Source organism: Sphingobium sp. B8D3A, assembly GCF_025961995.1.
In the GTDB taxonomy this organism is placed as follows: Bacteria; Pseudomonadota; Alphaproteobacteria; order Sphingomonadales; family Sphingomonadaceae; genus Sphingobium.
In genome coordinates this window covers 2657184-2683629 of sequence record NZ_JAOQOS010000001.1, presented here as the reverse complement: position 1 = coordinate 2683629, position 26446 = coordinate 2657184, and the positions used below count along the sequence as shown (strand labels likewise).

The following is a 26446-nucleotide window of genomic DNA, read 5'->3' as shown; positions in this document are numbered from 1 at the left end:
TGCTGGCGCTCGCGCGGCGGCGCGGTTAAGCTCGATCCATGCTTTCATCTGCCTCCCTCGCCGAGTCTGCGCCGCCAACGAGCGCTTCGCCGCATTATGAGCAGCAATATCTCGATCTGATGCGGCATATTTGGAATGCGGGCGATGAACGGGTGGACCGCACCGGCGTGGGCACGCGGTCGATTTTCGGGGCGACCATGCGATTCTCGCTCGCCGATGACGCCGTGCCTCTGCTGACGACCAAGCGCGTCTACTGGAAGGTCGCGGCGCGGGAGATGCTGTGGTTTCTCTCGGGGGACACCAGCATCCGCCCTCTGGTGGCGCAGGGGGTCCATATCTGGACCGATTGGCCGCTGGATCGCTACCGGCGCGAAACCGGCGACATGATCTCCATGGAGGATTTCGAGGCGCGCATTCTGGCCGACGATGGCTTCGCGCAGCTTTGGGGCGACCTTGGTCCCGTCTATGGCCGGCAGTGGGTCAACTGGCCGCATTATGAGCCGGCGCCGGAGGCCGGGGCGGGGCTGTACCGCCGCGCGGCGACCGGGCACAACCAGATCGCGACGCTGGTCGATGCCATCCGCAACAATCCCGGCTCGCGCAGGCTGCTCTTTACCGGCTGGAATGTCGACGAACTGGAGGGCATGGCCTTGCCGCCCTGCCATATGACCTACCAGTTCCATGTCGCGAACGGGCGCCTCAACGGGCTTTTGTTCCAGCGCAGTTGCGATCTGGGCCTTGGCTTTTCCTTCAACATCTTCGGGCTGGCCCTGCTGACGCGGATGCTGGCGCTGCACTGCGATCTGGAGGCCGGCGAGATCGTCTGGCAGGGCGGAGACGTCCATCTCTATCTCAATCACGCCGATCTGGTCGAAGAGCAGCTTTCCCGGACGCCGTCCGGCTCGCCCAAGCTGAAAATCCTGCGCAGACCGGACACCATCTTCGCGCATCGCATCGAGGACTTCGTGGTTGAGGACTATGCGCCGCAACGTGGTATCGCTGCCCCGGTCGCGGTTTAAGGGGCTTGTCGGTGCCGCTGGACGAGCAAAATCTGGCCACAGAGCAAGGCGCGGGCGATCAGCCCTCCGCCGAGCGCTTTGACCGCAGTACCTGGGAGCGCAACCGGCTGGTTGCCTCGATCGCGTTGTTCGCGGGGCTGGGCGTGTTGCTGGCCCTGCCGTTCGTGCTTCGCGCCGGCGGTGCTTTCTTTCTTCCCCTCACGGTCGCGCTGGTGATCGCAATTTGCCTCGTGCCCTTCCTCGAGTGGCTCGAGCGGCGGCGAATCCCGTCGCCGCTGGCCGCGCTGATCGCGCTCGTGTCCTTCCTGTTCGCTGTGAATGCCGCGCTGGTGCTCATCGTGGTGCCGGCGGTCGACTGGATTGCCCAGCTTCCCGAGCGGATCGGCCAGATCAAGACGACGCTGGAGCCGGTCATCCGCCTCTATACCGAGGCGCAGGGTTTCATCGACGGCCTGCTCAAGCTCGTCACGGAAACCCGCAGGGCGCCGACGGTGCCCGGCGAGGTGCCGCGCCCAGGCTCGCTGCTGGATATGCTGACCACCGCCGCGCCGAGCGTCGTCATCAATGTCGTGTTCGGGCTGCTGGTGATCTTCTTCTTCCTCTCCGGCTGGACACGCATGCGCCGGCGGACGATTCAGGGGCGGGGCAGCTTCTCGGGCGCGCTGACCATCGCGCGGGTGATCCAGAACGTGGTCGATGCCACGTCGCGCTACGTGCTCACCATCGCGCTCATCAATGTGCTGCTGGGCTTCACCGTCGCCATCGCGCTCAGCCTGTTCGGGATGCCCACGCCGTTCATGTGGGGCGGATTCGTCGCGCTGCTCAACTTCATTCCCTATTTCGGCCCCTTCGTGGCGGCGATCCTGCTGGCGATGGGCGGGCTGATGACCTTTTCTACGGTCGGCTGGGCGCTGATGCCGGCGATCATCATGACCGGGCTGCATCTTATCGAGGCGAATGTCGTGACGCCGCTGGTGCTCGGCGAGCGCCTGAAGCTCAGTCCGCTGATGATTCTCGTCTCGCTGAGCTTCTGGACGTGGGTGTGGGGCACGGCAGGCGCGCTGCTGGCGGTGCCGCTGCTGATCATCATCCAGACGGTGCTCGCGGCAGCCGGTAAGCCGGATATCGCCGGTTTCCTGTTCGAGTCCGGAACGCTCACCAGCGTGCCATCGGACCCGCAGGAAGAATATCGCAATTGATCGCGCGAAGCGTGTTGACAGGGCCGGCGCCCTCTTATACCTGCGCCCTCCTCAGCCAAGCGCGGGTGTAGCTCAGTTGGTTAGAGTGCCGGCCTGTCACGCCGGAGGTCGCGGGTTCGAGCCCCGTCACTCGCGCCATTTTCTTCAATGAAGAGAATGGCATCGCGCTGGCTTCCCCCTCCTGAACGGAGCGGGACAAGCCCCTGGAAAATGGATTTGGAACTGGCACTCAGGCGCGCCAGCGGCCTGTCTCCATCCACACCAGGATGGGCCGGGTCGGGAAGATCCAGATGATCCCCACGATCACATAGAAGACGAGTTGAAGGGCGCCGGGCCAGCGCGCGATCTGCTCCGAAAAGGAGCCGATGATGGCGGCCCAGACGGCGATGATGCCGAGGATAGCGAACATGCCCGCCGGCTTGCGCCAGCTCGGTTGCGGCGCGTCGTTCACGCGGCCTCTCCCTCGATGACGCTCTGCTCGGTGAACAGCATGTGCAAGGGCACGTCCCACGGCTGAATGGGCAGCGCATCGACCATCTGGCAGCTCCACGCCATGCCGATTCGCAGCGCGTTGGGCAGCTTGGCGAAAGCGCGGTCATAATAGCCCGCACCATGGCCGATGCGATTGAGCGAGGGATCGAACCCGACGAGCGGCGTCAGCACCACGTCCGGCGTGACTGTGGCGGCCTGCGGGGCGGGCTGGGGGATGCGGAGCTGGCCCGGCACCAATATGTCGTCCGGCGACCAGTCGGCAAATTCCATGTCCTCGGCCGTGGTCTTGCCGAGCCGGGGCAGGCACAGCTTGAAGCCGCGCTCGTGGAGGAAGTCGATCAGCGCTTCGGTGGGCGCTTCAGAGCCCATGGCCCGATAGATGGCGACGCGCGAGCCGGGCGGCGTGCGGGCAAGCACGCGGGAAGGGAGAACCCGGAAGGCCAGCGTGCGCACCGAAGGCGGCAGGCCAGCGACAAAGGCTGAGCGCCGGGCGAGCAAAGAGGAGCGCAGCTTGGCGCGATCAGTATCGGTCATTCTTTGGGTCCTGTCCGAGATGCCGGCGGGGTGACGGGACCGCCGTGGCCGTTTGCCGGAAAATCCTCTGACGCCTCAACGTCAGGTGGGGACCATGTAGTTCGGACCTGGGTCCGGCCAGGGACAGCCCCCTTGGATGTGATTATCGCCTCAGGGATGTTCGCTAATGCGCGCACCGGGCAGTACCCGTCCCGCCTTACTTAGGCGTTGGACAGCTGGGCTGCAAGGCTGTCGCCCAAGGCTTCGATCCGCTGAGCCAGCGCATCGAGCGCCTCCAGCGTTGCGGATTCGTCCTCCGGCTCGGCGGGCGGTGGTGGCGCGGCTGCCGGGGCGGGCGCCTTGTCGGTGAGGGAATCGGCCAGCAGCAGGCCCGCGAACAGCAGTTGCCGCACCTCGGTCAGCCCGGGACTGCCGCTGCTGACCTGCTGGACCCGCTCGGACATCAATGCGGCCAGCTCGTGCAGGCGCGCTTCCTCGCCATCCCGGCAATGCACCGCATATTGCCGACCGCCGACCATGATTCGTACTTCTGCCATAGATCAGGCTTCGCTCCTGGCCTTTTGAAGATCGCCAATGAGCGCATCGAGCGATTTCAACGCTGCGATCGCCTTGTCGCGTGAGAAGGGGTCGATATCCACCGGCGGGCCATCATCCTCGATGCTGCCAGCGGCGAGCTGCGCCTCGATTTCCTGCGCACGCGCTTCGGTCAGTTCCCGCGCCAGTCCCTCGGCGCGCGTCACGGCGCGTTCCAGCCGCTCGATCGCCTGCATCATCGCCTTGCTTGCCATGAGCGAACCCTTATCACGCTCCCGAGCGAATGCAAAAACTCGTTGCGCAGCTGCGGACTGAGCGTGACGGCGCCAGAATCACCGTGCCTTTGAGGCTGTGGGGCGCCCCGCAGGTTGACGCTCGGGCCGCTAGACGACATGGAGACCGCGCGGCGACTCATGGCCCGTTCTCTCGGCGCCGGCGCGGCCGTTCATCGACCATCTTCGGTCCTTGATCGCTCTGGAGCAACACGCCTGCGGGCCAGATAAAGAAGAAGGGGCGCTCGCCCATGTCAGTCACCGAAAAGCGGCTCGCCGACGCCATTCGCGTCCTTTCCATGGACGGCGTGCAGGCCGCCAATAGCGGCCACCCAGGCATGCCGATGGGCATGGCCGATGTCGCGACGGTGCTCTTCAAGGATTATCTGAAGTTCGATCCGAGTGCGCCAGGCTGGCACGACCGTGACCGCTTCGTGCTCTCGGCCGGCCATGGCTCCATGCTGATCTATTCGCTGCTGCACCTGTCCGGCTATGCCAGACCGACCATGGCGGACATTCGCAATTTCCGCCAGATGGGCAGCCCCTGCGCCGGCCACCCCGAGAATTTCGAACTGGCGGGCGTTGAAGCCACCACCGGTCCGCTGGGTCAGGGGCTGGCCATGGCCGTCGGCATGGCAATGGCCGAGCGGCATCTCAATGCGACCTTTGGCGATCCGCTGGTCGATCACCGCACCTGGGTGATCGCGGGCGACGGCTGCCTGATGGAAGGCATCAACCACGAGGCAATTGGTCTTGCCGGTCATCTGGGCCTCGGGCGCCTGAATGTGCTGTGGGACGATAACAAGATCACTATCGACGGCGCTGTCAGCCTCTCCTCCAGCGAGGATGTCCTGGCCCGTTACGCCGCGACAGGCTGGCATGTCACGGCCTGCGACGGCCATGATTTCGGCGACATTCGCCGCGCGATGGATGAGGCCATGGCCGATCCGCGGCCCTCACTCATCGCCTGCCGCACCCGCATCGGCCAGGGCGCGCCCAACAAGGCCGGCTCGCACAAGGTGCACGGATCGCCGCTGGGTGAGGATGAAATCACGGCGACCCGCGAGGCGCTGGGCTGGGATCTGCCGCCGTTCGAGCTGCCCGATGATGTAAAGGCCGCCTGGGCAGAAACCGGCACGCGCGGCAAGAAGGCTCATGCCGATTGGCAGGGACGCCTTGCAAGCCATTCTGACAAGGATGAATTCGAGCGGCGCATGGCGGGCAAGCTGCCGGCCGGCTTCTCCATCCAGCCCTATCTGGATGGCCTGATCGCCGAGCCCAAGAAGGTCGCGACGCGCAAGGCGAGCGAGATGGCGCTCGATGCGATCAACGTACAACTGCCCGAGATGTTCGGCGGCTCGGCGGACCTGACCGGCTCCAACCTGACCCAGTCCAAGGATCAGAAGGTCGCTTTCAGCCGCGACGATTACAGCGGTCGCTATGTCTATTACGGCATCCGCGAGTTCGGCATGTCCGCCGCGATGAATGGCATCGCGCTGCATGGCGGCATGATCCCCTATGGGGGCACCTTCCTCGTCTTTTCCGATTATGCGCGCAATGCCATCCGCATGTCCGCTTTGCAGCAGCTGCGCGTCGTCTATGTGATGACGCATGACAGCATTGGCCTTGGTGAGGATGGCCCCACGCACCAACCCATCGAGCATGTGATGTCGCTGCGGATGATCCCCAATCTGGAGGTCTTCCGTCCCGCCGACACCATCGAGACAGCCGAGTGCTGGGCGCTTGCGTTAAAGCAGGAGTCCACGCCGTCCCTGCTGGCGCTCAGCCGCCAGAACCTGCCGCAATTGCGCACCGACGCTTCGGAAAATCTCTGTGCCAAGGGGGCCTATACCCTCGTGGCCAGCGCGAGCGCGCCCAAGGTGGTGCTGATCGCCACCGGATCGGAAGTGGAGATCGCCGTGAACGCCGCCAAGCTGCTGGAAGAGCAGGGGGTCGCCACCAACGTCGTCTCCATGCCCAGCATGTCGCGCTTCCTGGCGCAGGAAGAGGCCTACCGGGCTTCCGTGCTGCGGCAGGGCGCGCTGCGGGTCTCGATCGAGGCCGGCACCACCTTCGGCTGGGCGACGATTACGGGAACCGATGGCATCAATATCGGTATCGACAGCTTCGGCCTCTCCGCGCCGGCGCAGGAAATTTACGATCATTTCGGGCTGAATGCCCAGAGTGTCGCGGCACGGGTTTCCGCCGCGCTGGTTTGACTTTGAGCTAAGGAGTGCAGGACATGGCGATCAAGGTAGCAATCAACGGGTTCGGACGGATCGGGCGCCTCGTCGCGCGCGCGCTGCTGGAGCGCACCGATCATGATTTCGAGCTGGTCGCGATCAACGACCTTGGCGATGCCAAGTCGAACGCGCTGTTGTTCAAGCGGGACAGCGTGCATGGCAACTGGAAGGGTGAGGTCTCGGTCGATGGCGACAGCCTCGTCGTGGACGGCAAGCGCATCAAGGTGACGGCGGAGCGTGACCCCGCCAATCTGCCGCACGCCGAGCTCGGCGTGGTGATCGCGCTCGAATGCACCGGCATCTTCGCGGACAAGGCCAAGGCCAGCGCCCACCTGACCGCCGGCGCCAAGCGCGTCGTCATTTCAGCGCCGGCCACGGGCGTCGACAAGACCATCGTGTTCGGCGTGAACCATGATGCGCTGACCGCTGATGACATCGTCATCTCGAACGCGAGCTGCACCACCAACTGCCTCGCGCCGCTCGCCAAGGTGCTGAACGATGCGGTCGGCATCGAGAGCGGCTTCATGACGACGATCCACAGCTATACCAACGACCAGAACACGCTGGATCAGATCCACAAGGACATGCGTCGCGCCCGTGCCGCTGCGCTCTCCATGATCCCGACCACGACGGGCGCCGCCCGCGCCGTGGGCGAGGTCCTGCCTGAGCTGAAGGGCAAGCTGGACGGCTCCTCGGTGCGCGTGCCGACGCCGAACGTGTCGGTCGTCGACCTCAAGTTCATCGCCAAGCGCGACACGACCAAGGAAGAGGTCAACAGCCTGCTCAAGGCTGCTGCCGACAACGGCCCGCTCAAGGGCGTGCTGGGCTATTCGGATGAGCCGCTGGTCTCCATCGACTATAATGGCGATCCGCGCAGCTCGACGGTCGACAGCCTCGAGACGGCGGTCATCGACGGCAAGCTCGTGCGCGTGCTGAGCTGGTACGACAATGAGTGGGGCTTCTCGAACCGCATGATCGACACCAGCAAGGTTGTTGCTGGCCTGATTTGAGGATTGCGGAACACCGCTGACATTTCTTCGGGCCGGGCATGTTCACACACGCTCGGCCCGATTCACGCATGGGAGAGTGACGACGTGGCCAAACCCTTCAAGACGCTGGACGACATGGGCGATATCGCCGGCAAGGCCGTGCTAGTCCGCGAGGATCTGAACGTGCCGATGTTGGAAGGGTCGGTGAGCGACGACACCCGCCTGCGGGCTGCGGTGCCGACGCTGCTGGAACTGGCGGACCGGGGCGCGAAAGTTCTGATCCTCGCGCATTTCGGTCGCCCCAAGGGCCAGAAGTCGCCCGATCTCTCGCTCAGCCTTGTGACGCGCGGGCTGAGCCAGGTGCTGGGTCGCGACGTGCAGTTCATTCCTGACTGCCAGGGCGAAGCGGCGGCAGCCGGCATCGCGGTGATGCGGGGCGGCGACATTGCCATTTTGGAAAACACCCGCTTCCATGCGGGCGAGGAGAAGAATGATCCGGCGCTCGCCGATGCTATGGCCGCGCTGGGTGACATGTACGTCAACGACGCCTTTTCAGCTGCTCATCGCGCGCACTGCTCGACCGAGGGCCTTGCGCATCGCCTGCCGTCCTTCGCCGGCCGCTCGATGGAGAAGGAGCTGGACGCGCTTGAGGCCGCGCTGGGCCAGCCGGAAAAGCCGGTCGCGGCGGTTGTGGGCGGTGCCAAGGTCTCGACCAAGCTCGCCGTGCTCGAGAACCTTGTCGCCAAGGTCGATCATCTGATCATCGGCGGTGGTATGGCCAACACCTTCCTCGCGGCGCGCGGCGTCGACGTGAAGAAGTCGCTTTGCGAGCATGATCTGGTCGATACGGCCAATGAGATTTTCGAGAAGGCCGAAGCAGCGGGCTGCACGCTGCACCTGCCCTATGATGTCGCCGTCGCGACCGAATTCGCCGCCAATCCGGCCAGCTACCGCGTGTGCAACGTGAACGAGCTGGCCGATGGCGAAATGATCCTCGACGTGGGACCGGCCGCCGTCGAGGCGCTCGCGGACGTTCTCAAGACATGCAAGACCCTGGTTTGGAACGGCCCGCTCGGCGCGTTCGAGCTGACGCCCTTCGACACGGCCACCGTTGCGCTGGCCCGCACCGCCGCGGCGCTGACGGCGGAAAGTTCGCTGGTGTCAGTTGCCGGCGGCGGCGATACGGTCGCCGCCCTCAATCATGCCGGCGTGGCTGCGGATTTCTCGTTCGTCTCGACCGCAGGCGGCGCCTTCCTGGAGTGGATGGAAGGCAAGGAACTGCCGGGCGTCGCGGCGCTTACGCGCGGTTGATCAACGCGAGCGAGCGGGAGCCGTTGGCGCCCGCTCGTTCATCAGCGGAATGATTACGCGGTTGAGTTGATCGAGGTCGAAGGCGCCGGTGGCGGCATAACGAACGCGTCCGTCGCGCCCGATCACGAAGTTTGTGGGGAGCGCGCCCAGATGGCGATAGGGGCCTTTCACCCGTCGAACCATCGGGATGGTCATCCCGGCCAGCATTTTCTTGAGCTTGGGGAGCGGCACGGAATCTTCTGTCGCCACGGCAAAAACGCGCAGCCCCTTGTCCTTCAGGATGTCGTGAAAGGCGTCCAACGTCGGCAGTTCCTTGATGCATGGTCCGCACCATGTCGCCCAGAAATTGAGGACGACGACTTGCCCTTTGAGATCGGCCAGCGAAACCGAGCTTCCATCAGCCAGCATCAGCGTGAACGCTGGCGCTAGGTCGCCCACCTTGATCTTTTGAGCGTGGGCTGGCCGGGCCACGCTCATGCCGATGATCGCAATCAGTGCGGCAACGGCCGCGAATTTTGAGCGCATCGATCGTCCCCCCTTCCAACCATCTTTCGTTCCGGGCAGTGCGCCCGTCAAGATGGTTGACCGGCTTGCAATATGCGGCGCAGGCGCGGCATAGGCGTGCCACACAGCACCGCCGATTTTGGCACCACTTCGAAAAACAGGACAGGATGATGCAGGACTCCGACATGACCGAGAAGATTGCCAAGGGGCAGGGCTTCATTGCCGCGCTCGACCAGAGCGGCGGTTCCACGCCCAAGGCGCTGAAGGGCTATGGCATCGAAGAAAACGCCTATTCGGGCGATGAAGAGATGTTCGGCCTGATCCACCAGATGCGTAGCCGCATCATCACCTCGCCCGCCTTCACCGGCGAGAAGGTGCTGGGCGCCATCCTGTTCGAGAAGACCATGGACGGCACCGTGGACGGCAAGCCGACGCCGGCCGCGCTCATCGAACGCGGCGTCGTGCCGTTCATCAAGATCGACAAGGGCCTGGAAGACGAGGCCAATGGCGTGCAGATGATGAAGCCGATGCCGGAGCTGGACGCGTTGCTTAAGCGCGCCAAGAGCCTTGGCGTGTTCGGCACCAAGGAGCGCTCGGTTGTCAATCTCGCCAACCGCGAGGGGATTGCCGCCATCGTCAAGCAGCAGTTTGAGATTGGCCAGCAGGTGCTGGCGGCGGGCCTGATGCCGATCATCGAGCCGGAAGTGAACATCAAGAGCGCCGAGCGGGCGCAGGCCGATCAGATCCTGCTGGAGGAAATCCTCAAGGCGCTCGATGCACTGCCCGAGGGTCAGCAGGTGATGCTCAAGCTCTCGATTCCCGAGAAGGCCGGTCTGTTCGGTCCGCTGGTCGATCATCCCAAGGTGCTGCGCGTCGTCGCGCTTTCGGGCGGTTACAAGCGCCCCGAGGCGTGCGCCGAACTGGCGAAGAATCGCGGCATGATCGCCAGCTTCAGCCGGGCTCTGCTGGAGGATCTGCGTCATCAGATGAGCGATGAGGCGTTCAACGCCTCGCTCGCCAGCGCGATCGACGAGATCTACGAAGCCTCGACGGACAAGGTCGCGGCCTGACGCGCACGACGGGGCGGCGCCCAATTGCGCCGCCTGCGGTCTCCACCCGATGACAGATGAAGGGCGGCTCCCTATCTTGGGCGAGCTGCCCTTTTTCATCTGGAGGATGACCATGACCGCGACGACGACTGCATTGGACGAAATTCCGCTCAAGACCATCAAGGGCGATGATGCGTCGCTGGGCGATTATGCCGGCAAGGTGCTGCTGATCGTCAACGTGGCCTCCAAATGCGGCCTCACTCCGCAATATGAGGGGCTGGAAGCGCTCTACCGCAAATATAAGGATGATGGCCTCGTCGTGCTGGGCTTTCCCGCCAATGACTTTGCGGGGCAGGAGCCGGGCTCCAATGAGGAGATCGAGAGCTTCTGCACAACCAATTTCGGCGTGGACTTCCCTATGTTCGAGAAGGTGGTCGCCACCGGGCCGGACAAGCATCCGCTGTTCGCGGCCCTGACGCAGGCGCAGCCGGAAGCGCTCAACGATGGCGCGTTTCGTGAGCGTCTCAAGAACGGCAACCGCACGCCGAATGATCCGCCGGAACTGCTGTGGAATTTCGAGAAATTCCTCGTCGGGCGCGACGGCACGGTGCTCGCGCGCTTCTCGCCGGATACCAAGCCGGACGATGGCGACCTCGTCGCCGCGATTGAGGCGGCCTTGTCGGGTTCCGCTGCGGCTGGTTGACCGCGCGGTCACCGGGCTTATGGGGGCGGAATGACCGAGACCACACAGGCGCTCAGCCTTCCGCCCTGCCAACTCTACCTGATCTCCCCGCCGGTGATCGGCGAGGATTTCGCCGCTCGCCTTGCCGAGGCGCTGGACGGTGGCAGTGTCGCCGCGTTTCAGCTTCGCCTGAAGGGCGTGCGCGAGGAAGAAGTCGCGCGGCTGGCCGAACCGCTCCAGCGCCTGTGCGCGGAGCGGGATGTCGCCTTCATCGTGAATGACAGCATCGCGCTGGCCCAGCGCCTCGGCGCCGATGGCGTGCATCTGGGGCAGGGGGATGGGGATCCTCGCGAGGCCCGGCGCGTGCTCGGCCCGTCCGCTCAGATCGGCGTGACCTGTCATGACAGCCGCCACATGGCGATGGAAGCGGGTGAGGCTGGGGCTGATTATGTCGCGTTCGGGGCCTTCTATCCGACCACCACCAAGGAAGTCAGCCACCATACTGAACCCGACCTGCTGCGCTGGTGGTCGTCCATCTTTGAAATTCCCTGCGTCGCCATCGGCGGCATCACTGCCGACAATGCAGCGCCGCTGGTCGAGGCTGGCGCCGATTTTCTCGCGGTGAGTGGCGCGGTGTGGAACCACCCTGATGGGCCGCGCGCCGGTGTTGCCGCCTTCGCGAAAGTGCTTGGGTGATCCTGACACGCGGGCTTTCCGCCCTTGGCATCGCGGCCCTGGGTGTGGCGGCGGGGCTGATGGCGGAGCCGGCTGCGGCCGGTGAACCGACCGAGACCGCCCAGGTCCTTCTTCCATCCAGCCTGCCAATTGCGCGCGATGGCTGGGTGACCGACGCTGCGGCGCTGTTCACGCCCGATCAGCGGCACCAGATCGAGCGCCGGCTGGTCGCGCTGCAGGCCGCGACGGGGCGGGAGGCCATCGTTGTCACGGTGCCGTCACTCGATGGGCAGGACATTGCCGGCTATGCAAGCGAGCTTGGCGATCGCTGGGCCGTGGGTGCGCCGGGGGCGGAGGGGATCGTGATCCTGCTCGCGCCGAGAGAACAGCTGGTCCGCATCGCGGTCGGGCAGGGCCTTGCCGCCGCCATTCCGGACGATGACTGCCAGGCGATCATAGACACGCTAATGCTGCCACAGTTTCGCAACGGGCTTTTCGAGGCCGGTCTGGTGGCTGGGATCGCCGAGCTGGAAGGTCGGCTCTAGCGACGTCGGATCAGGCGTCGCCGACCACCATGTCCCTGGTCGGCTCGCCCGAATGCTTGAGCATGTCTGCGATGAAGATTTGCATGTTGTGCAGGGACTCATCGTAATTCTTGTCGATCACCGACATGCGGACAAGCAACCCGTCGGCGAGATAGCCGGCGATATTGGCCTTGGTCATCGCGATGCGCTGCGCGAGCCAGCTCTGCGGGAAGTCGGGGCCGATCCGCGTCCAGTACAGGATGTTCTCGTTGCGCGAGCCGAGCACCGCCGTCACCGATCGGGCCGGAATAATCATTTGGCGGCCGGCGACATCAACCGGCAAATCCAGTGACTCGCTGCGATCGATTGAGAAACCGCCAGCATAATAGCAGATTTCCGGCCGATGGAGCTGGACGTTGTTCAACTGCTTGCTGTTGTAAGCAGCCAGGAACATCACGCCCACGCCCTTGGAATTGACGTAGGTGCGCGTGAGAATGTGTTGATAGAGCTTGTCGGCCAGGTCGCTCTCTGGCGGCAGCACGAGCTCGCTGACGGGGAGCGTCGTCCAATCGCCGAACGCCTTGGGGAACAGGGCCTCGAACTGCTTGTCGGACAGATCACGATAGCGCTGGTGCGGCTCGCGCGCGATGGCAAGGCCGCTCACGGCCAGCATGGCGCCGCCCATGAGGAGATGGCGACGGCTGAGCGAGCGCCGCGCGGGCTCGCTCTCATCCGAAACTGAATTCACGTCGTCCGCTGCCACTGCACCCTCATTCCTTGGCTCTGTCGCGCAGAATAGCAGCTAAGAGCGGATTTCCAAACTGCAAGCGCCATAGCGGCAAATTCCTGCCAAAGCCTTTCTGCCTCGGCCTCTCCGCGCGTCCACCGCAGGCCCGGATGCCTGCCTTCTTGTCTTAACCGGCGGATTTCGTTAAGGAGCCGCTGTTCCGGCGCGGTTGTCCAACTGCCCGGGCGCCCTGACAGTCCTGGATTTCACTGTCCAAGGATAGACGCTGGTCGGCGAGGTTTCGCCCACCGGCGCTTTGTGCGTTGCGGCGTTTTGGTTGGTTTTTCAGCGGCTTCGGCCGCAATGAGGTGGTGATGTTCGATAGTCTGAGCGATCGGCTCGGTGGGGTGTTCGAGAAGCTTCGGGGGCGCGGTGCGCTGACCGAGGCGGACGTGCGCGCCGCGATGCGCGAGGTCCGAATCGCCCTGCTGGAAGCCGACGTCGCCTTGCCGGTCGTGCGCGCGTTCGTCGACAAGGCGACCGAGCGCGCGGTGGGATCGGACGTTCTGCGCTCGGTCACGCCGGGGCAGATGGTCGTCAAGATCGTCTCCGACACGCTGACCGAGACATTGGGCGCCGAGACCAGCGAGCTGCTGATCGACGTGACGCCGCCGGCCGTGATCATGATGGTCGGCCTGCAGGGCTCGGGCAAAACCACCAGCACGGCCAAGCTCGCCAAGCGCCTCAAGGAAAAAGAGCGCAAGAAGGTGCTGATGGCGTCGCTCGACGTTAATCGCCCGGCGGCACAGGAGCAGCTGGCCGTTCTCGGCACGCAGACCGATGTCGCGACGCTGCCGATCGTGCCCGGCCAGCAGCCGGTGGATATTGCCCGCCGCGCGCTTCAGTCCGCGAAGCTGCAGGGCTTCGACGTGCTGATGCTGGACACGGCCGGCCGCCTGCACGTCGATCAGGCGCTGATGGACGAGATGAAGGCGGTCGCGGATGTCGCGACGCCGGCTGAAATCCTGTTGGTCGTCGATAGCCTGACCGGCCAAGACGCCGTCAACGTCGCCAAGAGCTTTACCGAGCAGGTGCCCCTGACCGGCGTCGTCCTCACCCGCATGGACGGCGATGCGCGTGGTGGTGCCGCGCTCTCCATGCGCGCCGTTACTGGCCAGCCGATCAAGTTCGCCGGCACCGGCGAAAAGCTCGATGCCATCGAGCCCTTCCATCCCGCGCGGGTCGCGCAGCGCATCCTCGGCATGGGCGACGTCGTCAGCCTCGTCGAGCGCGCGGCGGAATCGATCCAGCAGGAAGATGCCGACAAGCTGGCCAAGCGCATGGCTGCCGGCAAGTTCGATCTCAACGATCTGCGCGCGCAGCTCAGCCAGATGCAGCGCATGGGCGGCCTCGGCATGCTCGCGGGCATGATCCCCGGCCTCAAGAAGGCGCAGGCGCAGATGACCAATGCCGGCGTCAACGACAAGACACTCGTTCACCTCGATGCGCTCATCGGCTCGATGACGCTCAAGGAACGGGAGAAGCCGGAATTGCTCAACGCCAAGCGCAAGATCCGCGTGGCCAAGGGCGCCGGTCTTCAGGTGCAGGACGTCAACCGTCTCCTCAAGATGCACAAGGAGATGGAAACCGCGATGAAGAAGATCAAGAAAATGGGCGGTCTCAAGGGACTGGCCAAGATGTTTGCGGGCGGCGGTAGCGGCGGCGGGCTGGGCGGTTTGCTCGGCGGTGGCGGCGCTCCGCCGGGAGCGGGGCAGGGCGATCTCAGCGCCCTCAAGGGACTTCCGGGGATGCCGGACATGCCCAAGCTTCCGCCGGGTTTTCAGAATTTTCTCAAGAAGTAACGTAACGAATTTCAGGTTCAGAGTTCAGAAGAAAGGTAAGGTAAGTTACAGATGGCAACCAGCATTCGCCTGTCGCGCGGTGGCTCCAAGAAGCGCCCCTATTACAAGATCGTGGTGACGGACAGCCGCTCGCCGCGCGATGGCCGCTTCATCGAGCGCATCGGCAGCTACAACCCGCTGCTCGCCAAGGATGACGAGAAGCGCGTCGTGCTCGACACCGAGCGCGCCAAGCACTGGGTGAGCGTCGGCGCCCAGCCGACCGACCGTGTCGCCCGCTTCCTCGATGCCGCAGGCGTCAAGGAGCGCGCTGCGCGCAACAACCCCAACAAGGCAGAGCCGGGCCAGAAGGCCAAGGACCGCGCCGAGGACAAGGCCACCAAGCTGGCCGAGGCCGAGGAAGCCCGCAAGGCTGCGGAAGAAGCCGCCAATGCTCCGGCTGAAGAGCCGGCTGCTGAAGCACCCGCCGAGGAAGCACCCGCTGCCGAGGCTGCCGCTGAAGAGCAGGCCGAGGGCTGATTTTGCCCGTGGATCGTCCCGTCACGCTCGCGGCTGTCATCGGCGCGCATGGCGTGACGGGGGAAGTGCGTCTCAAGCTCTTCGGCGATGGGCCGGAGAGCTTGAAACGCTACAAGAGCTTCGAGGCGGGCGGTCGCACCCTCACGCTCAAGACGGTGCGCGATGGCTCAAATGGCGCCGTCGCGCGCTTTGCGGAAATTGCCGATCGCAATGCCGCCGAAGTCTTGCGCGGCGTGGAACTCACCGTTCCGCGCTCGGCGCTGCCCCCACTCGAACCCGGCGAATATTATCATGTCGATTTGATCGGCCTGCCATGCGTTGCCGAATCGGCTGAAGCGGTGGGGACGGTCGTGGCTGTCGAGAATTTCGGGGCCGGTGACGTCATCGAAATCGAGAAGCCCGGCGGAAAACGGTTCATGGTCCCCATGCAGCCGGAAGCGGTGCTCGACTGGAACGAGGAAAGACTTGTCCTGAGCAGCCTTTTCCTTGCAGACTGACAGGACATTCCGCTTCGGCGAATGAGGACGGGCCTCTTGCTTGCCCACATGGATCGGTCTCGATCGATCACCTCCAAGAGCGCAGGGCCGCATGAACGCGATTGTTTTGGACAATGAGGGTATTGGCTGCCTGCACGCGCCGGATTGTCCGTTGTGCGGCGAATCGGGCACTCAACATTATCGCGATCTGCGCGATCCGATGTTCGGCGCGCCGGGACGCTGGGGGCTGAGGATCTGTCGCAACCCGCACTGCGGCTCGGGATGGATCGACCCCATGCCCACACCGCAGAGCCTGGCGACGCTCTATCAATCCTACCATACCCATGACCAGGCACCGGTGATCGTGGCGCCGGAGGGGGCCGCCTCGCATGCGCCGGCCCTGCGCTATCAACTTCTGGGCCTGCTGCCCTGGTGGAAGCATCACTACCAATCAGGCCTCAATTACTTCGCGCACCGCAAGCCCGGCGTCATGCTGGATGTCGGCTGCGGGTCCGGCGGGTTCCTGCGGTCGATTGTCGAGGCGGGCTGGAGCGCCGTCGGGATCGACTTCGATGAACAGGCGGTCGCCGTGGCGTCGCAGGTGCGCGGCGCACAGGTCTTCGCGACCGATATTTTCGATCCGCGTTTCGATGGGAGAAGGTTCGACGGCATCCTGCTCGACAACGTCATCGAGCATGTGCCCGAGCCGGGTCGCACGATCGCGCGGTGCAGTGAATTGCTCGCACCCGGCGGGCGGCTGGTGATGATCACGCCGAACGTCGACGCGCTCGGGCACCGCCATTTTGGCGAACATTGGCGGGGATTGGAGACTCCCCGACATCTGCATCTGTTCACCAGACGCGCCCTGAGAAAACTCTCGGTCAGCAATGGCCTGCGGTCCGCCAAGGTTTTTGCCAAGCCCAGCTCGCGGCAGTTCAATTTCATGGTGGGCGCGTCGGAAGAGATCATGCGGACGCGGGGGCTGCGCACAAGGCGCTGGCCGGTCGCGAAACGTCTCCTGCGGGTCAAGTCGCTCCTCTCGGCGCTTCTGGGCGGCGGGGAGGCCGAATTTCTGGTGTGCATCGCCGATCGTCCCGCACGTCCGCAATCCCGCTGATCGCCTTTAAATCATGACCTTCACTGCACAGATCCTCACTTTGTATCCGGAGATGTTTCCCGGGCCGCTCGGCATTTCGCTTGCCGGTCGGGCGCTGGGGGAGGGGGCGTGGTCCTGCGCACCCATCCAGATCCGCGACTTCGCGACGGACAAGCACAAGAGCGTGGACGATACGCCGGCAGGCGGCGGTGCAGGCATGGTGCTGCGCGCCGATGTGCTGGCACGCGCTGTCGATCACGCGCTGGATGCGCGCCCGGACCTGCCGGTGCTGGCAATGACGCCGCGCGGCATGCCGATCACGCAGGCGCGGGTTCGCACGCTGGCCGAGGGGCCAGGCGCCACGATTCTATGCGGGCGCTTCGAGGGCTTTGACGAGCGCCTGTTCGAAGGGCGACCGATCGAGCAGGTCTCGATGGGCGACATCATCCTCTCGGGCGGAGAAATCGGCGCTTTCATGCTGCTGGATGCTTGCATTCGCCTGCTTCCCGGCGTAATGGGCGCGGCTTCTAGCGGTGTCGAGGAGTCGTTTGAGAACGGCCTCCTTGAATATCCGCAATATACCCGACCCCAGGAGTGGGAAGGGCGTATGATCCCTGAAGTGTTGCGATCGGGGGATCATGCGAAGATCGCCGCCTGGCGGAAACAACGGGCGGAGGATGACACACGGTTACGCAGGCCGGACCTCTGGGAGCGTTACAGGAACGCTCGGGACTGACCTGCCTCTGGCGCGCGACGCAGACGAAGGAAGACAGGACAGATGAACCTGCTGCAGACCATCGAGGCGGAAAACATTGCCGCCATCTCTAAGGATATTCCGGATTTCCGTCCGGGCGACACGCTGCGCGTGGGCGTGAAGGTCGTCGAAGGCGACCGCACCCGCGTGCAGAACTTCGAGGGCGTCTGCATCGCGCGCTCGAACAAGGGCATGGGCTCCAACTTCACCGTGCGCAAGATCAGTTTCGGTGAGGGTGTCGAGCGCGTGTTCCCGCTTTACTCGCCGAACGTGGACAGCGTCACGGTCGTCCGCAAGGGCGTCGTGCGTCGCGCCAAGCTCTATTATCTGCGTGGCCGCACCGGCAAGCGTGCGCGTATCGCCGAGCGTCGCGACACCCGCGAAGAGGCATAAGCCTTATGGGCGCGGTGACGCGCCCAAAGCCATCAGGCGATGGCGAGCGATCATCCCGCGGGATGATGTGAGCGGAGGCCCAAGGGCCTCCGTTTTCGTTTGTGGGATGCTGGCATCGCGCCGCATTTGCGGCGGGCCGGGGAAAGTTCGCTTTCTATTCTCGCCTGGCGCCGCCATCATGCCCCGATGAGCCAAGCCGATGCGATCGCGCTGGAGAGCGTTGCCAAGAGTTTCGATGGCGGTCGGACCTTCGCCACCCATGATGTCGATCTGCATATTGCAGCGGGCACCTTCGTGGCGCTCGTGGGCGCCTCCGGCTCGGGCAAGACGACGCTGCTCAAGTGCATCAACCGGCTGATCGAGCCGGACAGCGGTATCGTCCGCATCCACGGCGAGCCGGTGAATGACCGGCCCGCTTATGAAGTGCGGCGGGAGATCGGCTATGTGTTTCAGGGCATCGGCCTGTTTCCGCATCTGAGCGTCGCCGAGAATATCGGCCTGACGCCGCGCCTGCTCGGCTGGCCGGCGCAGGATATCACCCGCCGCGTGGCCGAGCTGCTGGCGTTGGTCGAGCTGCCCGAGAATTATGGCGCGCGCATGCCGGATGCGCTCTCGGGCGGTCAGCGGCAGCGGGTCGGCATCGCGCGGGCGCTGGCGGCAAGGCCTGGCATCTTGCTGATGGACGAGCCGTTCGGGGCGCTCGACCCCATCACCCGCGACACGCTCGGCCGCGCTTGCCGCCGCCTGCACGAGACGCTGGGCCTCACCACCGTGCTGGTGACCCATGACGTCTTCGAGGCCGTGCTGCTCGCCGACCGGATCGTCATGCTGGAGGGCGGCCGGATCATTGCCGACGATACCCCGCACCGGCTGCTGACCGATCCGCCCAATGAGGCCGTGCGCGCGCTGATGGCGATGCCGATGCGGCAGGCCGAACAGGTCCGGCGCCTGATCGCCGCCGGGCCGGACGGGACCGACTGAGCGATGGACAGCTCTCTCTCCAGCGCGCTGCGCGTCCTGCCGGAATATCTAGGTTTCCATGTGCTGCTGAGCGCGGCCGCGCTGGGGCTGGGCATCCTGCTCAGCCTGCCGCTGGCCATCGCCGCAAGCCGCAGCACGCGACTGCGCTGGCCGGTGCTCTCCTTCGTCAGCCTCGTGCAGACCATTCCGGGGCTGGCGCTGATGGCGCTCTTCTATCCCCTGTTGCTGGCGCTCTCGCTGCTCTCGCTGCGGCTGACCGGGCAGGGCTTCTCCGCGCTCGGCTTCCTGCCTGCGCTGCTGGCGCTGACCCTTTATTCCATGCTGCCGATCGTGCGGAACATCGTCACCGGCATCACCACGCTCGATCCGGCGCTGATCGAGGCGGCGCATGGCGTCGGCATGACCGACCGGCAGCGCCTCTGGCAGGTGGAGATGCCGCTTGTCGCGCCGGTCGCCATGGCCGGGGTGCGGACCGCCGCCGTCTGGGTGATCGGCACCGCCACGCTGGCAACGCCGGTCGGGCAGACGAGCCTCGGCAATTATATCTTCTCCGGCCTGCAGACCGAGAATTGGGTGTGGGTGCTGTTCGGCTGCGGCGTCTCTGCGGCGCTGGCGCTGGCCGTGGATCAACTGCTCGGCTTGATTGAGACGGGGATCGCCCGCCGCGCGCGCCGGCGCATTTGGGCGGGCGCGCTGATCCTGTGCCTCGGCATCACGACGGCCGCGGCCAGCGTGTTCGCCCCGGCAACGAAGGGCGGGTACGTCATCGGCGCCAAGAATTTCACCGAGCAATATATCCTGGCCGATCTTATCGGCCAGCGGCTGGCGGATGAGGGCGGCACGGCCACCGTGCGCAGCGGGCTGGGATCGGCGGTGGTCTTCCGGGCACTCGCGCAGGGCGATGTGGACGTCTATGTCGATTATTCCGGCACGGTCTGGGCCAATGTGATGGGCCGTACCGATCAGCCCGGGCGCGCCGCGATGCTGGCGCAGATGGCCGCGTGGTTGAAGCGCGAACATGGCGTGACGCTCGTTGGCCCGCTGGGCTTCGAGAATGCCTATGCGCTGGCGATGCGGGCCGACAAGGCGCAGCAACTCGGCATCCGCTCGATTGCCGACCTTGCGCCCTACGCTCCACGCTTTGTCATGGGCGGCGATTTCGAGTTCTTCACCCGGCCGGACTGGACGGCTCTGACCGAAGGCTATGGTCTGCGCTTCGCACGAACGCGTGAGTATCAATCCACCTTCATGTATCGGGCGGTGAAGGATGGGGATGTCGATGTGATCTCCGCCTTTTCAAGTGACGGGCGCATCGCGGCGGACAATCTGCTGGTGCTCGCAGACCCACTGGAGCGCATCCCGCCCTATGACGCGATCGTGATGGTGGCGCCTGGCCGCGAGACGGATGCGCGGCTGATGGCGGCGCTCAAACCGCTGATCGGCGCCATTCCGGTCGAGCGGATGCGCGCGGCCAATCTGATGGTCGACCGCCCGGATCGCCCGGTTGCCCCCGCCGTCGCCGCCCGGTGGCTGATCGAGAAATAGGCAGGGCCGAGCGACCAATAACCGCGCCCCAATCATCGCCCGCCAATAATCGGAGGGCGGCCTACCTTTGCTCTTGGCCGGCTGCATCAAAACTGATAGCGGACCTTTCCACGCACCCGTAGCTCAGCTGGATAGAGCGTTGCCCTCCGAAGGCAAAGGCCACTGGTTCGAATCCAGTCGGGTGCACCAAAATCTCACAATTTTGATTGCTGCTTGTGATGCAGCCTTTCGATCACCTTCTCACTTGAGAGTTCGCGGCGTGCGTCGCTGCCGATCCAGCGTGCGGTCTTGTCGTCCGATGCGGCGAGCTCCTCCGCGAGCGCCAGGGCGGGCTGGTGGCAGGCGAGGTTGCGTTTGCCGATGTTGCGCAGCGCCCAGTTCACCGCCTTGCGCACATAGTTTCGCGCATCCTGTGCGTGGTGCGCGATCAGTGGCAGCGCATCCATGAAGGTTGCATCCGGCTCGGCCTTGCGATGGACCGCCATGCCGGCGATCATGGCAAAGGCAGCGCGGCGGACGAACTCGCGCTCGTCGGCGGCGAACAGGGGAATGAGCGCGTCAAGCCCCGCTTCCACGAACAAGTCAGCAGCGATGTCCACGATCTCCCAGGACTCGAAATCGTCCGCCCATGCGCGGGCTTGCTCTGTCGTCAGCTGGGCCGGCTCGGCGGTGTAGATCGCCAGCACCCGAACATCTCGAATGCCAGTCTGCCACAAGGCCATCGCGCGTTCATGGTTAGGGCCGATCTGTTTGGCGATGCCCTGCAAAACCGGGTTGCTCAGCCCCAACGCATTATCGGTACGAATGCCGACCCGCTGCATGCCGGCAAGCACTGGCCCGGAGGCCATGCTTTGCATGGCGGTCACGATCTCCGGCACCGTTGATGCTTGGGTGAGGCGCTCGGGCATGAGTTGAGATCCTGCATTGGGAACGTTGCGAGGTTGCATCTAGGCTGCTTGCCGCATTCGCTCTTTGATGTGGCGCAGGCGCATGTCCCGATCTGGTGCGGTCCTCTCCGCAGCCGGCATCATGGTTAATCAAATGTAATCATCCTGTCATTCGCGCCTCCGATAGGCGGGCGACCTCCATGGGGGAGGGCATGATTCGGAGGTTGCCATGAAGATGATGTTCCTGCGTGCGGGCATTGCGATGTTCACCTTTTCTGCTGCGTCTTCCCACGCGGCTGGCCTGCTCGACAATTATGTCGTCGGCTTCAGCAAAGCGATCGACACCAAGGAAGCCAGCGCGGTTGCTTATAACTGGGACACGCGCACGCTGATGGTCACCAATGATGAGGAAGAGGATGACGGCACGAACATCTGGGGCGAATATGATCTGAACGGCAACAAGACCGCGACGATCATCCTCTCCGGCTGCCTCTCGCTCGACTCTTCCCAATGCGACGCCGAGGGTCTTACTTATGTGGGCAATGGCCAATATGTCGTCGCCGAGGAGCGCTATCAGGATATCGCGCTGCTCAGCCAGACTGGCGTGGACGGCACGACCCGCACCTACACAGCTTATCCGGATGCGCCGACGATCAGCGTCGGCCCCGATGCCGGCAACAGCGGCCTGGAGGGCATTGCCTACAACAAGGTGACTGGCGACTTTTTCGGCGTGAAGGAACGCAGCCCGGAGACGATCTGGAAGATCTCCGGCGCCAATTTCGGTACGGAGACGGCGACGGTCACCGAGCTGTTCGATATTGCGGCGCTGCCGGGCCTCGACCGTCTGTCTGACATCGCGGTGCTCTCCAACGGCATCTTCTCCGCGACGCCGTTCGGCGACAATCTGCTGATCCTCAGCGGCCGCTCGTTCAACCTGCTCGAGGTGACGCAGGCCGGCCAGGTCGTGAGCAGCTATGATCTCTCCGGCTTCAAATCGCTAGTCGACCCGGCCAACCAGGGCGGCAAGTTCGAGGGCCTGACCCTCGACGATGCCGGTAACATCTACCTCGTGAGCGACGATGGCGACGGGCCGAACCAGTCCTATCTCGTGAAGCTCAGCTATGCCGGATCGGTGCCGGAGCCGGCGACTTGGGCGATGATGCTGGGTGGCTTCGCGCTGATCGGCAGCACCATGCGGCGGCGCAAGGTGGCGCTCGCTTTCAGCTGACGGCGTAGGAACGGGCGTCGCGGGCAGACCGCGGCGCCCGCTTAGATTAGAGGGGGACTTCCCCCTCGTCGCTGCCGTTCCAATAATGGATGCGACGGGCGCGGACCTGGATCATGACCAGATCCGGCGTGTCGATGCCCTGCTCGAACCAGCGTTCGAGATCTTTGTTCCAATGCTCGGCGAAGTGCGCCTTGTCGCGGATCAGCTCCGCGCGACCCTCGACGGCGATGAACAGCGGGGGTCCGCCCAGCAGCCCGACCGCGCCGGTGAAGGTGAGGCCGACCTCGGGATCGCGCTCGATATCGGCGATGGTGCGCGCCGCCTCATAGGTGAAGAAGAAGCTGTCGCCGCGCCAGGCGACCTCACCATTATTGCTCATAGGCCGGCTGGCTAGCGCGCCGCCCTCCGTGCGCGTGGAGAGCATCCCGAAATCGATCTTGCCCATCTTCTCGGACAGGTCATCGAGTGTCATCTCAGCCATTGGGAGCCTCCTGAAAAAGCCGGACGAGCGCGTCCGGTCTCCTCCAACGGATCATGATGGCTTAAGGTTGCGTCGGGTCGCCTGACACCGATCTTCAGGGCTTCTTGAACGTCCAGCGGCCGGCCGGACTCTCGGGATCGAACTTGACCAGCGCCGGCGTAGTACCGCCGATGGCAACGAGGGCGCGTGCTTCGCCCGTGCCAGGCGTCGCCTTCGGCATGATCCGGTACGTGCCGTCGGTGAGCTGGTCGATGCGCCAGAGCTGCTCGGGCGCGCCGGTGAAGGCCGGCACCGCTTCCACCTCACCTGTGGCCGTCGCCGCAAGCGCCCGTTGCGTGCCGGCGATGACGATCTTGTAATAAGGCGCACCCATTACGCCGCCGGCGCCCGGCACGGGGGCGACCGTCCAAAGCTGCTGGGGGCGGACCATATAGTCGCCCAGATCGACGGGCACGGCTCCGTCCGGCCAGCCGGGTTCGACCTGCACCAAGGTCTGGTCGGGTACGTTGACCGGCGGTGTGCCGGGCGGGGCGAAGAAGCTGCGGCGGGCGTCGAAATCGATCCGCACGAAGTCGGCGGCAAGCTGGAGGGCATAGCCGCTACGCTCGGCCTCGATTTCGTAGGTGCCCTCGGCGATGTTATCGCCCGCAACCGGCCAGCCATCCTTCCACAGCAGGGGGCGGATGCCGAGCACGCTGCGGCCCCGGTTCATGTCGATCTCATAGTGCATCGAGAATTTCTCGACGCCACCGCCCAGGTCGATCTGCCCGAAGTGGCCGGGGCCGATGTCCCGCCCGCGCGCGTTGACGACCATCTTGCCGCCCCCCTTGAGCAGCGGAATGCCCATATGATCCACATAAGGCCCGAGCGGATCGCGTGAGCGGCCGACGCGGATGTGGTAGGTGGAATTGGGGCCGTCACAGCAGGTGCCGTGCGTGCCAAGCAGATAATACCAGCCATCGCGGTGGAGCAGGGCGGTGGCTTCCATGTCGATGGCGATATCCACCGGCTTGTTGCCGGCCTTGCGCGCGCCGGTGGCCGGGTCCAGCTCGATCATCTGGATCGCGCCGAAATAGGTGCCATAGCTCAGCCACAGCCGGCCATCGACATAGAGGAAAGCGGGATCGATGGCGTCGAGATTCTCCTTGCCGTCGCTGGAGGCGACTATGCCCACTTCATGATAGCCAAAGTCGGGCGAGGCGGGATCGAGCGACTTGGTCCACATCATCTTCACGTCGCTGGCATGGCCGCCGGACATGCCGCCGCCGCCCACGGCGTAGGAGACATAATAGCGATCGCCGATCTTGATGACATCCGGCGCCACGCCGCCGCCCGGCCGATTGCCGCCGCTGCGCCACGTCCAGCCATCGTCGGAGACGAGGCCGCCCTGACCGGTGCCAAAGGTGTAATATTTGCCGTCCGAATAGGTGATGGTGGACGGATCGTGGATATAGGGCTCGCCTTCAAGCTGCGCGCTGGCGGGGCTCTGGAACAGGAGGGCAAGGGCGAGGCCAGTGGCTGCGATGGTGCGGTTCATGCGATCACCTCGGTTGGGCGAAGAGGGAGAGGGGAGGAGCTGGGGTGCGGCTCGGTCAGAGCGTGGTCACCGCAAGATCGGTGACGCCGCGTCCGGCTTCATCGATGAAGCGGACGCAATAGTCGCTCAGGCCCGGCCCGTTGATGATCGCGCCGCGAATGATGTTGCGCCCCTTTTTCAGGGTGATGCGGCGCGAGACCACATCGTCCATCACCATGCGGCGATCGTTGAACAGGACGGCGGTCTCGACTCCGTTCACCCACCACATGGAAGCAGAGTTGGAGCCGACGGCCATGCGCACCTCCATGTCGCGCGGGCTGTCCACGACCGTCGCGACATGGAAGATCACGCCATATTTGGTTTTGCCGAGTGACTGGGCAAAGTTGAACAGCATCACATCGAAGACGGTAGAATCCAGCGCGTGCCAGGCGAGCTTCTGGCCTTCCACGGTCACAGTCTCGCCCGCCCGCGGCAGACCGGCGGTCTGGGTGGGGAAGGGATAGGCGGTCAGCGTCTTGCGCACATAGCTGCCGGTAAACACCGTGTTGGTGCGGTTGGGCTTGGCGATCGGCTCCAGGATCAGCCAGCGGCGAATGAACCCGTCCGCATCCGGTCTGGCCGAGGCGCGTCCGGCTGGCGTGAAATAGGGCGCGAGGGTGCCCGCGCCCTCCGCCGCGCTTGCGACACCCTGCAGGGTGCCCAACAGGACAAGCGAGGCGAGGCAGAAACGCACATGAGATAGGGCCTTGGACGCGATCATGGTCATTCCTTCAAGGGTGGGCTGCGGAGCGCGCAGCCCGCAGCCCGGAAAGAGATCTGCGGGGCAGGATCAGGACGGCTTGAGCAGCCCGTGCATGTCCAGCCACGCCACAAAGGCATCCAGCCAGCCGGTGCTGGTCGTGCCGTCCTTGCCGAGGCCGAAGCCGTGACCGCCGCTCTCGTAGAGATGGAATTCAACCGGTTTGCCGGCTTCCTGCCAGGCATCGAGCAGGCCGAAGCCCTTTTTGGCGAACAGCGGATCATCCGAGGCGATGACGCCGAACAAGGGCGGCGCGTTGGCGGGCACGGTCACCCGCTCCATCGAGCCGTAGATGGGCGCGATGAACGCCAGGTCGAGATCGGGGCGGGCGAGGGTCGTGACCATCGTCGTCATGGCCCCGGCGGAAAAGCCCATCATGCCGACGCGCTTGGGATCGATCCCCCACTCGGCGGACCGCGCGCGCACCAATGTGATCGCGGCGACGGCATCGGCAATCTGCTCCGGCAGGCCGGCCACGGCTTCGTCCGGGCTGGAGCGCGTCTCCGCCCGGCCGACATTGGCGAAGGCAGCGCGCAACTGGCTATCGAAATCGGCAAGCGCGGGCGGCGTGGGCCGCAGGCGATATTTGAGCACGAAAGCGGTGATGCCCCGGTCTGCCAGCGCACGGGCAACCCGCCAACCTTCATTCTCCATGGAGAGCAGCAGGAAGGCGCCGCCCGGCGCGACGATGACCGCGGTGCCATTGGCCTTGCCCGGTGCCGGCAGCACCGGTGTAAGCGTGGCGGTGGAGACATTGCGGGCCATTGGCACGCCATATTGCCGGAACCAGCTTTCGGGCGCCGTGGCGCCCTTGACCGGGCCGGTGCCGAGCGGAATGGCGCCGGGTTCTGCCGGCGCGGAAATGGCGGTAACGGTCGCATCCTGCGCGGCGGCAGGTGACAGGGCGGCCAGAGCCAAGGCAGACAGCACAGCGTGAACGGACGCATGACGAATCGAGATGTTCAAGACTTTCCTCCCCGGTTCAGTGCGGTCGATAGGCCGACCGCCTGCCTGCTCCTCGATACGACATCGCGGCGAACCTGCGAGTCCCCCGATGCGATGGCAGCAGGATAATCGTTGATTTCTTCAAACGTCAACTTGTCAGACAAAAATAGCGAGCAGTTTCAATCGTTGAGC

The 26446-nt window shown here is 64.7% G+C and carries 29 protein-coding genes and 2 tRNA genes; 20 read left to right on the top strand and 11 right to left on the bottom strand.

The features are described from left to right. Positions 1–38: 38 nt before the first annotated feature. The 3 genes from thyA to M2342_RS12430 all read left to right on the top strand — a co-directional run bounded on the left by thyA (position 39) and on the right by M2342_RS12430 (position 2356). Positions 39–1019 carry a thymidylate synthase gene (thyA, locus tag M2342_RS12440; protein ID WP_264579320.1) on the top strand — a complete coding sequence of 327 codons (981 nt, stop codon included), beginning with the start codon at positions 39–41 and terminating at the stop codon, positions 1017–1019. Positions 1020–1126: 107 nt separating this feature from the next. Further along, complete coding sequence (locus M2342_RS12435; RefSeq protein ID WP_181561361.1) at positions 1127–2218, top strand: AI-2E family transporter; 1092 nt, start codon at positions 1127–1129, stop codon at positions 2216–2218. 61 nt (positions 2219–2279) lie between these two features. Continuing rightward, a tRNA-Asp gene (locus M2342_RS12430) sits at positions 2280–2356 on the top strand. Between the two features lie 91 nt (positions 2357–2447). Here the strand turns inward: M2342_RS12430 and M2342_RS12425 are convergent. The 4 genes from M2342_RS12425 to M2342_RS12410 all read right to left on the bottom strand — a co-directional run bounded on the left by M2342_RS12425 (position 2448) and on the right by M2342_RS12410 (position 4032). Next, positions 2448–2669 carry a DUF2842 domain-containing protein gene (locus M2342_RS12425; RefSeq protein WP_264569843.1) on the bottom strand — a complete coding sequence of 74 codons (222 nt, stop codon included), beginning with the start codon at positions 2667–2669 and terminating at the stop codon, positions 2448–2450. Continuing rightward, positions 2666–3244: a 5-formyltetrahydrofolate cyclo-ligase gene (locus M2342_RS12420; protein WP_264579319.1), complete on the bottom strand. Its 579-nt coding sequence runs from the start codon at positions 3242–3244 to the stop codon at positions 2666–2668. The genes M2342_RS12425 and M2342_RS12420 overlap by 4 nt, the downstream gene beginning before the upstream one ends. A 200-nt stretch (positions 3245–3444) precedes the next feature. Then, positions 3445–3780, bottom strand: a complete 336-nt coding sequence (locus M2342_RS12415) for a cell division protein ZapA (RefSeq protein WP_181559166.1) — start codon at positions 3778–3780, stop codon at positions 3445–3447. A 3-nt stretch (positions 3781–3783) separates the two neighbouring features. Then, positions 3784–4032: a hypothetical protein gene (locus M2342_RS12410; RefSeq protein ID WP_181559167.1), complete on the bottom strand. Its 249-nt coding sequence runs from the start codon at positions 4030–4032 to the stop codon at positions 3784–3786. A 269-nt stretch (positions 4033–4301) separates the two neighbouring features. Here M2342_RS12410 and tkt point away from each other — a divergent pair, with 269 nt between their 5' ends. The 3 genes from tkt (at position 4302) to M2342_RS12395 (ending at position 8593) form a co-directional block, all read left to right on the top strand. Continuing rightward, on the top strand, positions 4302–6269 hold the full coding sequence (tkt, locus tag M2342_RS12405; protein WP_264579318.1) for a transketolase: 1968 nt from the start codon (positions 4302–4304) through the stop codon (positions 6267–6269). 23 nt (positions 6270–6292) lie between these two features. After that, positions 6293–7303 carry a type I glyceraldehyde-3-phosphate dehydrogenase gene (gap, locus tag M2342_RS12400; protein WP_181559169.1) on the top strand — a complete coding sequence of 337 codons (1011 nt, stop codon included), beginning with the start codon at positions 6293–6295 and terminating at the stop codon, positions 7301–7303. Between the two features lie 84 nt (positions 7304–7387). After that, a complete protein-coding gene (locus tag M2342_RS12395; protein WP_264579317.1) occupies positions 7388–8593 on the top strand; it encodes a phosphoglycerate kinase in 1206 nt (401 codons plus the stop codon). On the opposite strand, the gene M2342_RS12390 is transcribed toward M2342_RS12395, so the two are convergent. Beyond that, the gene (locus M2342_RS12390) at positions 8594–9118 is read right to left on the bottom strand and encodes a TlpA family protein disulfide reductase (protein WP_181559171.1); all 525 of its coding nucleotides are present in this window, start codon (positions 9116–9118) and stop codon (positions 8594–8596) included. A gap of 149 nt (positions 9119–9267) precedes the next feature. On the opposite strand from M2342_RS12390, the gene M2342_RS12385 reads away from it, so the two are divergent. The 4 genes from M2342_RS12385 to M2342_RS12370 all read left to right on the top strand — a co-directional run bounded on the left by M2342_RS12385 (position 9268) and on the right by M2342_RS12370 (position 12048). After that, on the top strand, positions 9268–10167 hold the full coding sequence (locus M2342_RS12385) for a fructose bisphosphate aldolase (RefSeq protein WP_181561363.1): 900 nt from the start codon (positions 9268–9270) through the stop codon (positions 10165–10167). Positions 10168–10279: 112 nt separating this feature from the next. Beyond that, positions 10280–10849 (top strand): glutathione peroxidase, encoded by a 570-nt coding sequence (locus M2342_RS12380; RefSeq protein ID WP_264579316.1) that lies wholly within the window; start codon positions 10280–10282, stop codon positions 10847–10849. A 30-nt stretch (positions 10850–10879) separates the two neighbouring features. Further along, complete coding sequence (thiE, locus tag M2342_RS12375; protein WP_264579315.1) at positions 10880–11524, top strand: thiamine phosphate synthase; 645 nt, start codon at positions 10880–10882, stop codon at positions 11522–11524. Next, positions 11521–12048, top strand: coding sequence for a TPM domain-containing protein (locus M2342_RS12370; RefSeq protein WP_264579314.1), 528 nt, complete (start codon positions 11521–11523; stop codon positions 12046–12048). The genes thiE and M2342_RS12370 overlap by 4 nt, the downstream gene beginning before the upstream one ends. Before the next feature lie 10 nt (positions 12049–12058). On the opposite strand, the gene epsI is transcribed toward M2342_RS12370, so the two are convergent. Beyond that, positions 12059–12775, bottom strand: coding sequence for an exosortase-associated protein EpsI, V-type (gene epsI / locus M2342_RS12365; RefSeq protein ID WP_413715170.1), 717 nt, complete (start codon positions 12773–12775; stop codon positions 12059–12061). A gap of 353 nt (positions 12776–13128) precedes the next feature. On the opposite strand from epsI, the gene ffh reads away from it, so the two are divergent. The 9 genes from ffh to M2342_RS12320 all read left to right on the top strand — a co-directional run bounded on the left by ffh (position 13129) and on the right by M2342_RS12320 (position 20566). Beyond that, a complete protein-coding gene (gene ffh, locus M2342_RS12360) occupies positions 13129–14616 on the top strand; it encodes a signal recognition particle protein (RefSeq protein ID WP_264579312.1) in 1488 nt (495 codons plus the stop codon). 51 nt (positions 14617–14667) lie between these two features. Continuing rightward, on the top strand, positions 14668–15132 hold the full coding sequence (gene rpsP, locus M2342_RS12355) for a 30S ribosomal protein S16 (RefSeq protein ID WP_264574806.1): 465 nt from the start codon (positions 14668–14670) through the stop codon (positions 15130–15132). A gap of 2 nt (positions 15133–15134) precedes the next feature. Beyond that, positions 15135–15629, top strand: a complete 495-nt coding sequence (rimM, locus tag M2342_RS12350) for a ribosome maturation factor RimM (RefSeq protein WP_264579311.1) — start codon at positions 15135–15137, stop codon at positions 15627–15629. A 91-nt stretch (positions 15630–15720) separates the two neighbouring features. Next, on the top strand, positions 15721–16725 hold the full coding sequence (locus tag M2342_RS12345; RefSeq protein ID WP_264579310.1) for a class I SAM-dependent methyltransferase: 1005 nt from the start codon (positions 15721–15723) through the stop codon (positions 16723–16725). Between the two features lie 13 nt (positions 16726–16738). Next, complete coding sequence (trmD, locus tag M2342_RS12340) at positions 16739–17440, top strand: tRNA (guanosine(37)-N1)-methyltransferase TrmD (RefSeq protein ID WP_264579309.1); 702 nt, start codon at positions 16739–16741, stop codon at positions 17438–17440. A 42-nt stretch (positions 17441–17482) separates the two neighbouring features. Beyond that, a complete protein-coding gene (gene rplS, locus M2342_RS12335) occupies positions 17483–17851 on the top strand; it encodes a 50S ribosomal protein L19 (protein WP_181559181.1) in 369 nt (122 codons plus the stop codon). Positions 17852–18037: 186 nt separating this feature from the next. Beyond that, complete coding sequence (locus M2342_RS12330; RefSeq protein ID WP_264579308.1) at positions 18038–18832, top strand: ATP-binding cassette domain-containing protein; 795 nt, start codon at positions 18038–18040, stop codon at positions 18830–18832. A 3-nt stretch (positions 18833–18835) separates the two neighbouring features. Continuing rightward, entirely contained in the window at positions 18836–20377 is a 1542-nt protein-coding gene (locus tag M2342_RS12325) for an ABC transporter permease/substrate-binding protein (protein WP_264579307.1), read from the top strand. Between the two features lie 112 nt (positions 20378–20489). Further along, a tRNA-Arg gene (locus M2342_RS12320) sits at positions 20490–20566 on the top strand. Between the two features lie 5 nt (positions 20567–20571). Here M2342_RS12320 and M2342_RS12315 read toward each other — a convergent pair. Next, positions 20572–21285: a DNA alkylation repair protein gene (locus M2342_RS12315; protein ID WP_264579306.1), complete on the bottom strand. Its 714-nt coding sequence runs from the start codon at positions 21283–21285 to the stop codon at positions 20572–20574. A 208-nt stretch (positions 21286–21493) separates the two neighbouring features. Between M2342_RS12315 and M2342_RS12310 the strand changes: the two genes are divergently transcribed. Then, complete coding sequence (locus tag M2342_RS12310) at positions 21494–22492, top strand: SdiA-regulated domain-containing protein (protein ID WP_264579305.1); 999 nt, start codon at positions 21494–21496, stop codon at positions 22490–22492. Between the two features lie 46 nt (positions 22493–22538). On the opposite strand, the gene M2342_RS12305 is transcribed toward M2342_RS12310, so the two are convergent. The 4 genes from M2342_RS12305 to M2342_RS12290 all read right to left on the bottom strand — a co-directional run bounded on the left by M2342_RS12305 (position 22539) and on the right by M2342_RS12290 (position 26275). Then, on the bottom strand, positions 22539–22973 hold the full coding sequence (locus M2342_RS12305; protein WP_264579304.1) for a pyridoxamine 5'-phosphate oxidase family protein: 435 nt from the start codon (positions 22971–22973) through the stop codon (positions 22539–22541). Positions 22974–23067: 94 nt separating this feature from the next. After that, a complete protein-coding gene (locus M2342_RS12300; RefSeq protein WP_264579303.1) occupies positions 23068–24510 on the bottom strand; it encodes a family 43 glycosylhydrolase in 1443 nt (480 codons plus the stop codon). A gap of 55 nt (positions 24511–24565) precedes the next feature. Further along, positions 24566–25270, bottom strand: coding sequence for an acetylxylan esterase (locus M2342_RS12295; protein WP_264579302.1), 705 nt, complete (start codon positions 25268–25270; stop codon positions 24566–24568). 69 nt (positions 25271–25339) lie between these two features. Further along, positions 25340–26275: an alpha/beta hydrolase gene (locus M2342_RS12290; RefSeq protein WP_264579301.1), complete on the bottom strand. Its 936-nt coding sequence runs from the start codon at positions 26273–26275 to the stop codon at positions 25340–25342. Positions 26276–26446: the final 171 nt, after the last annotated feature.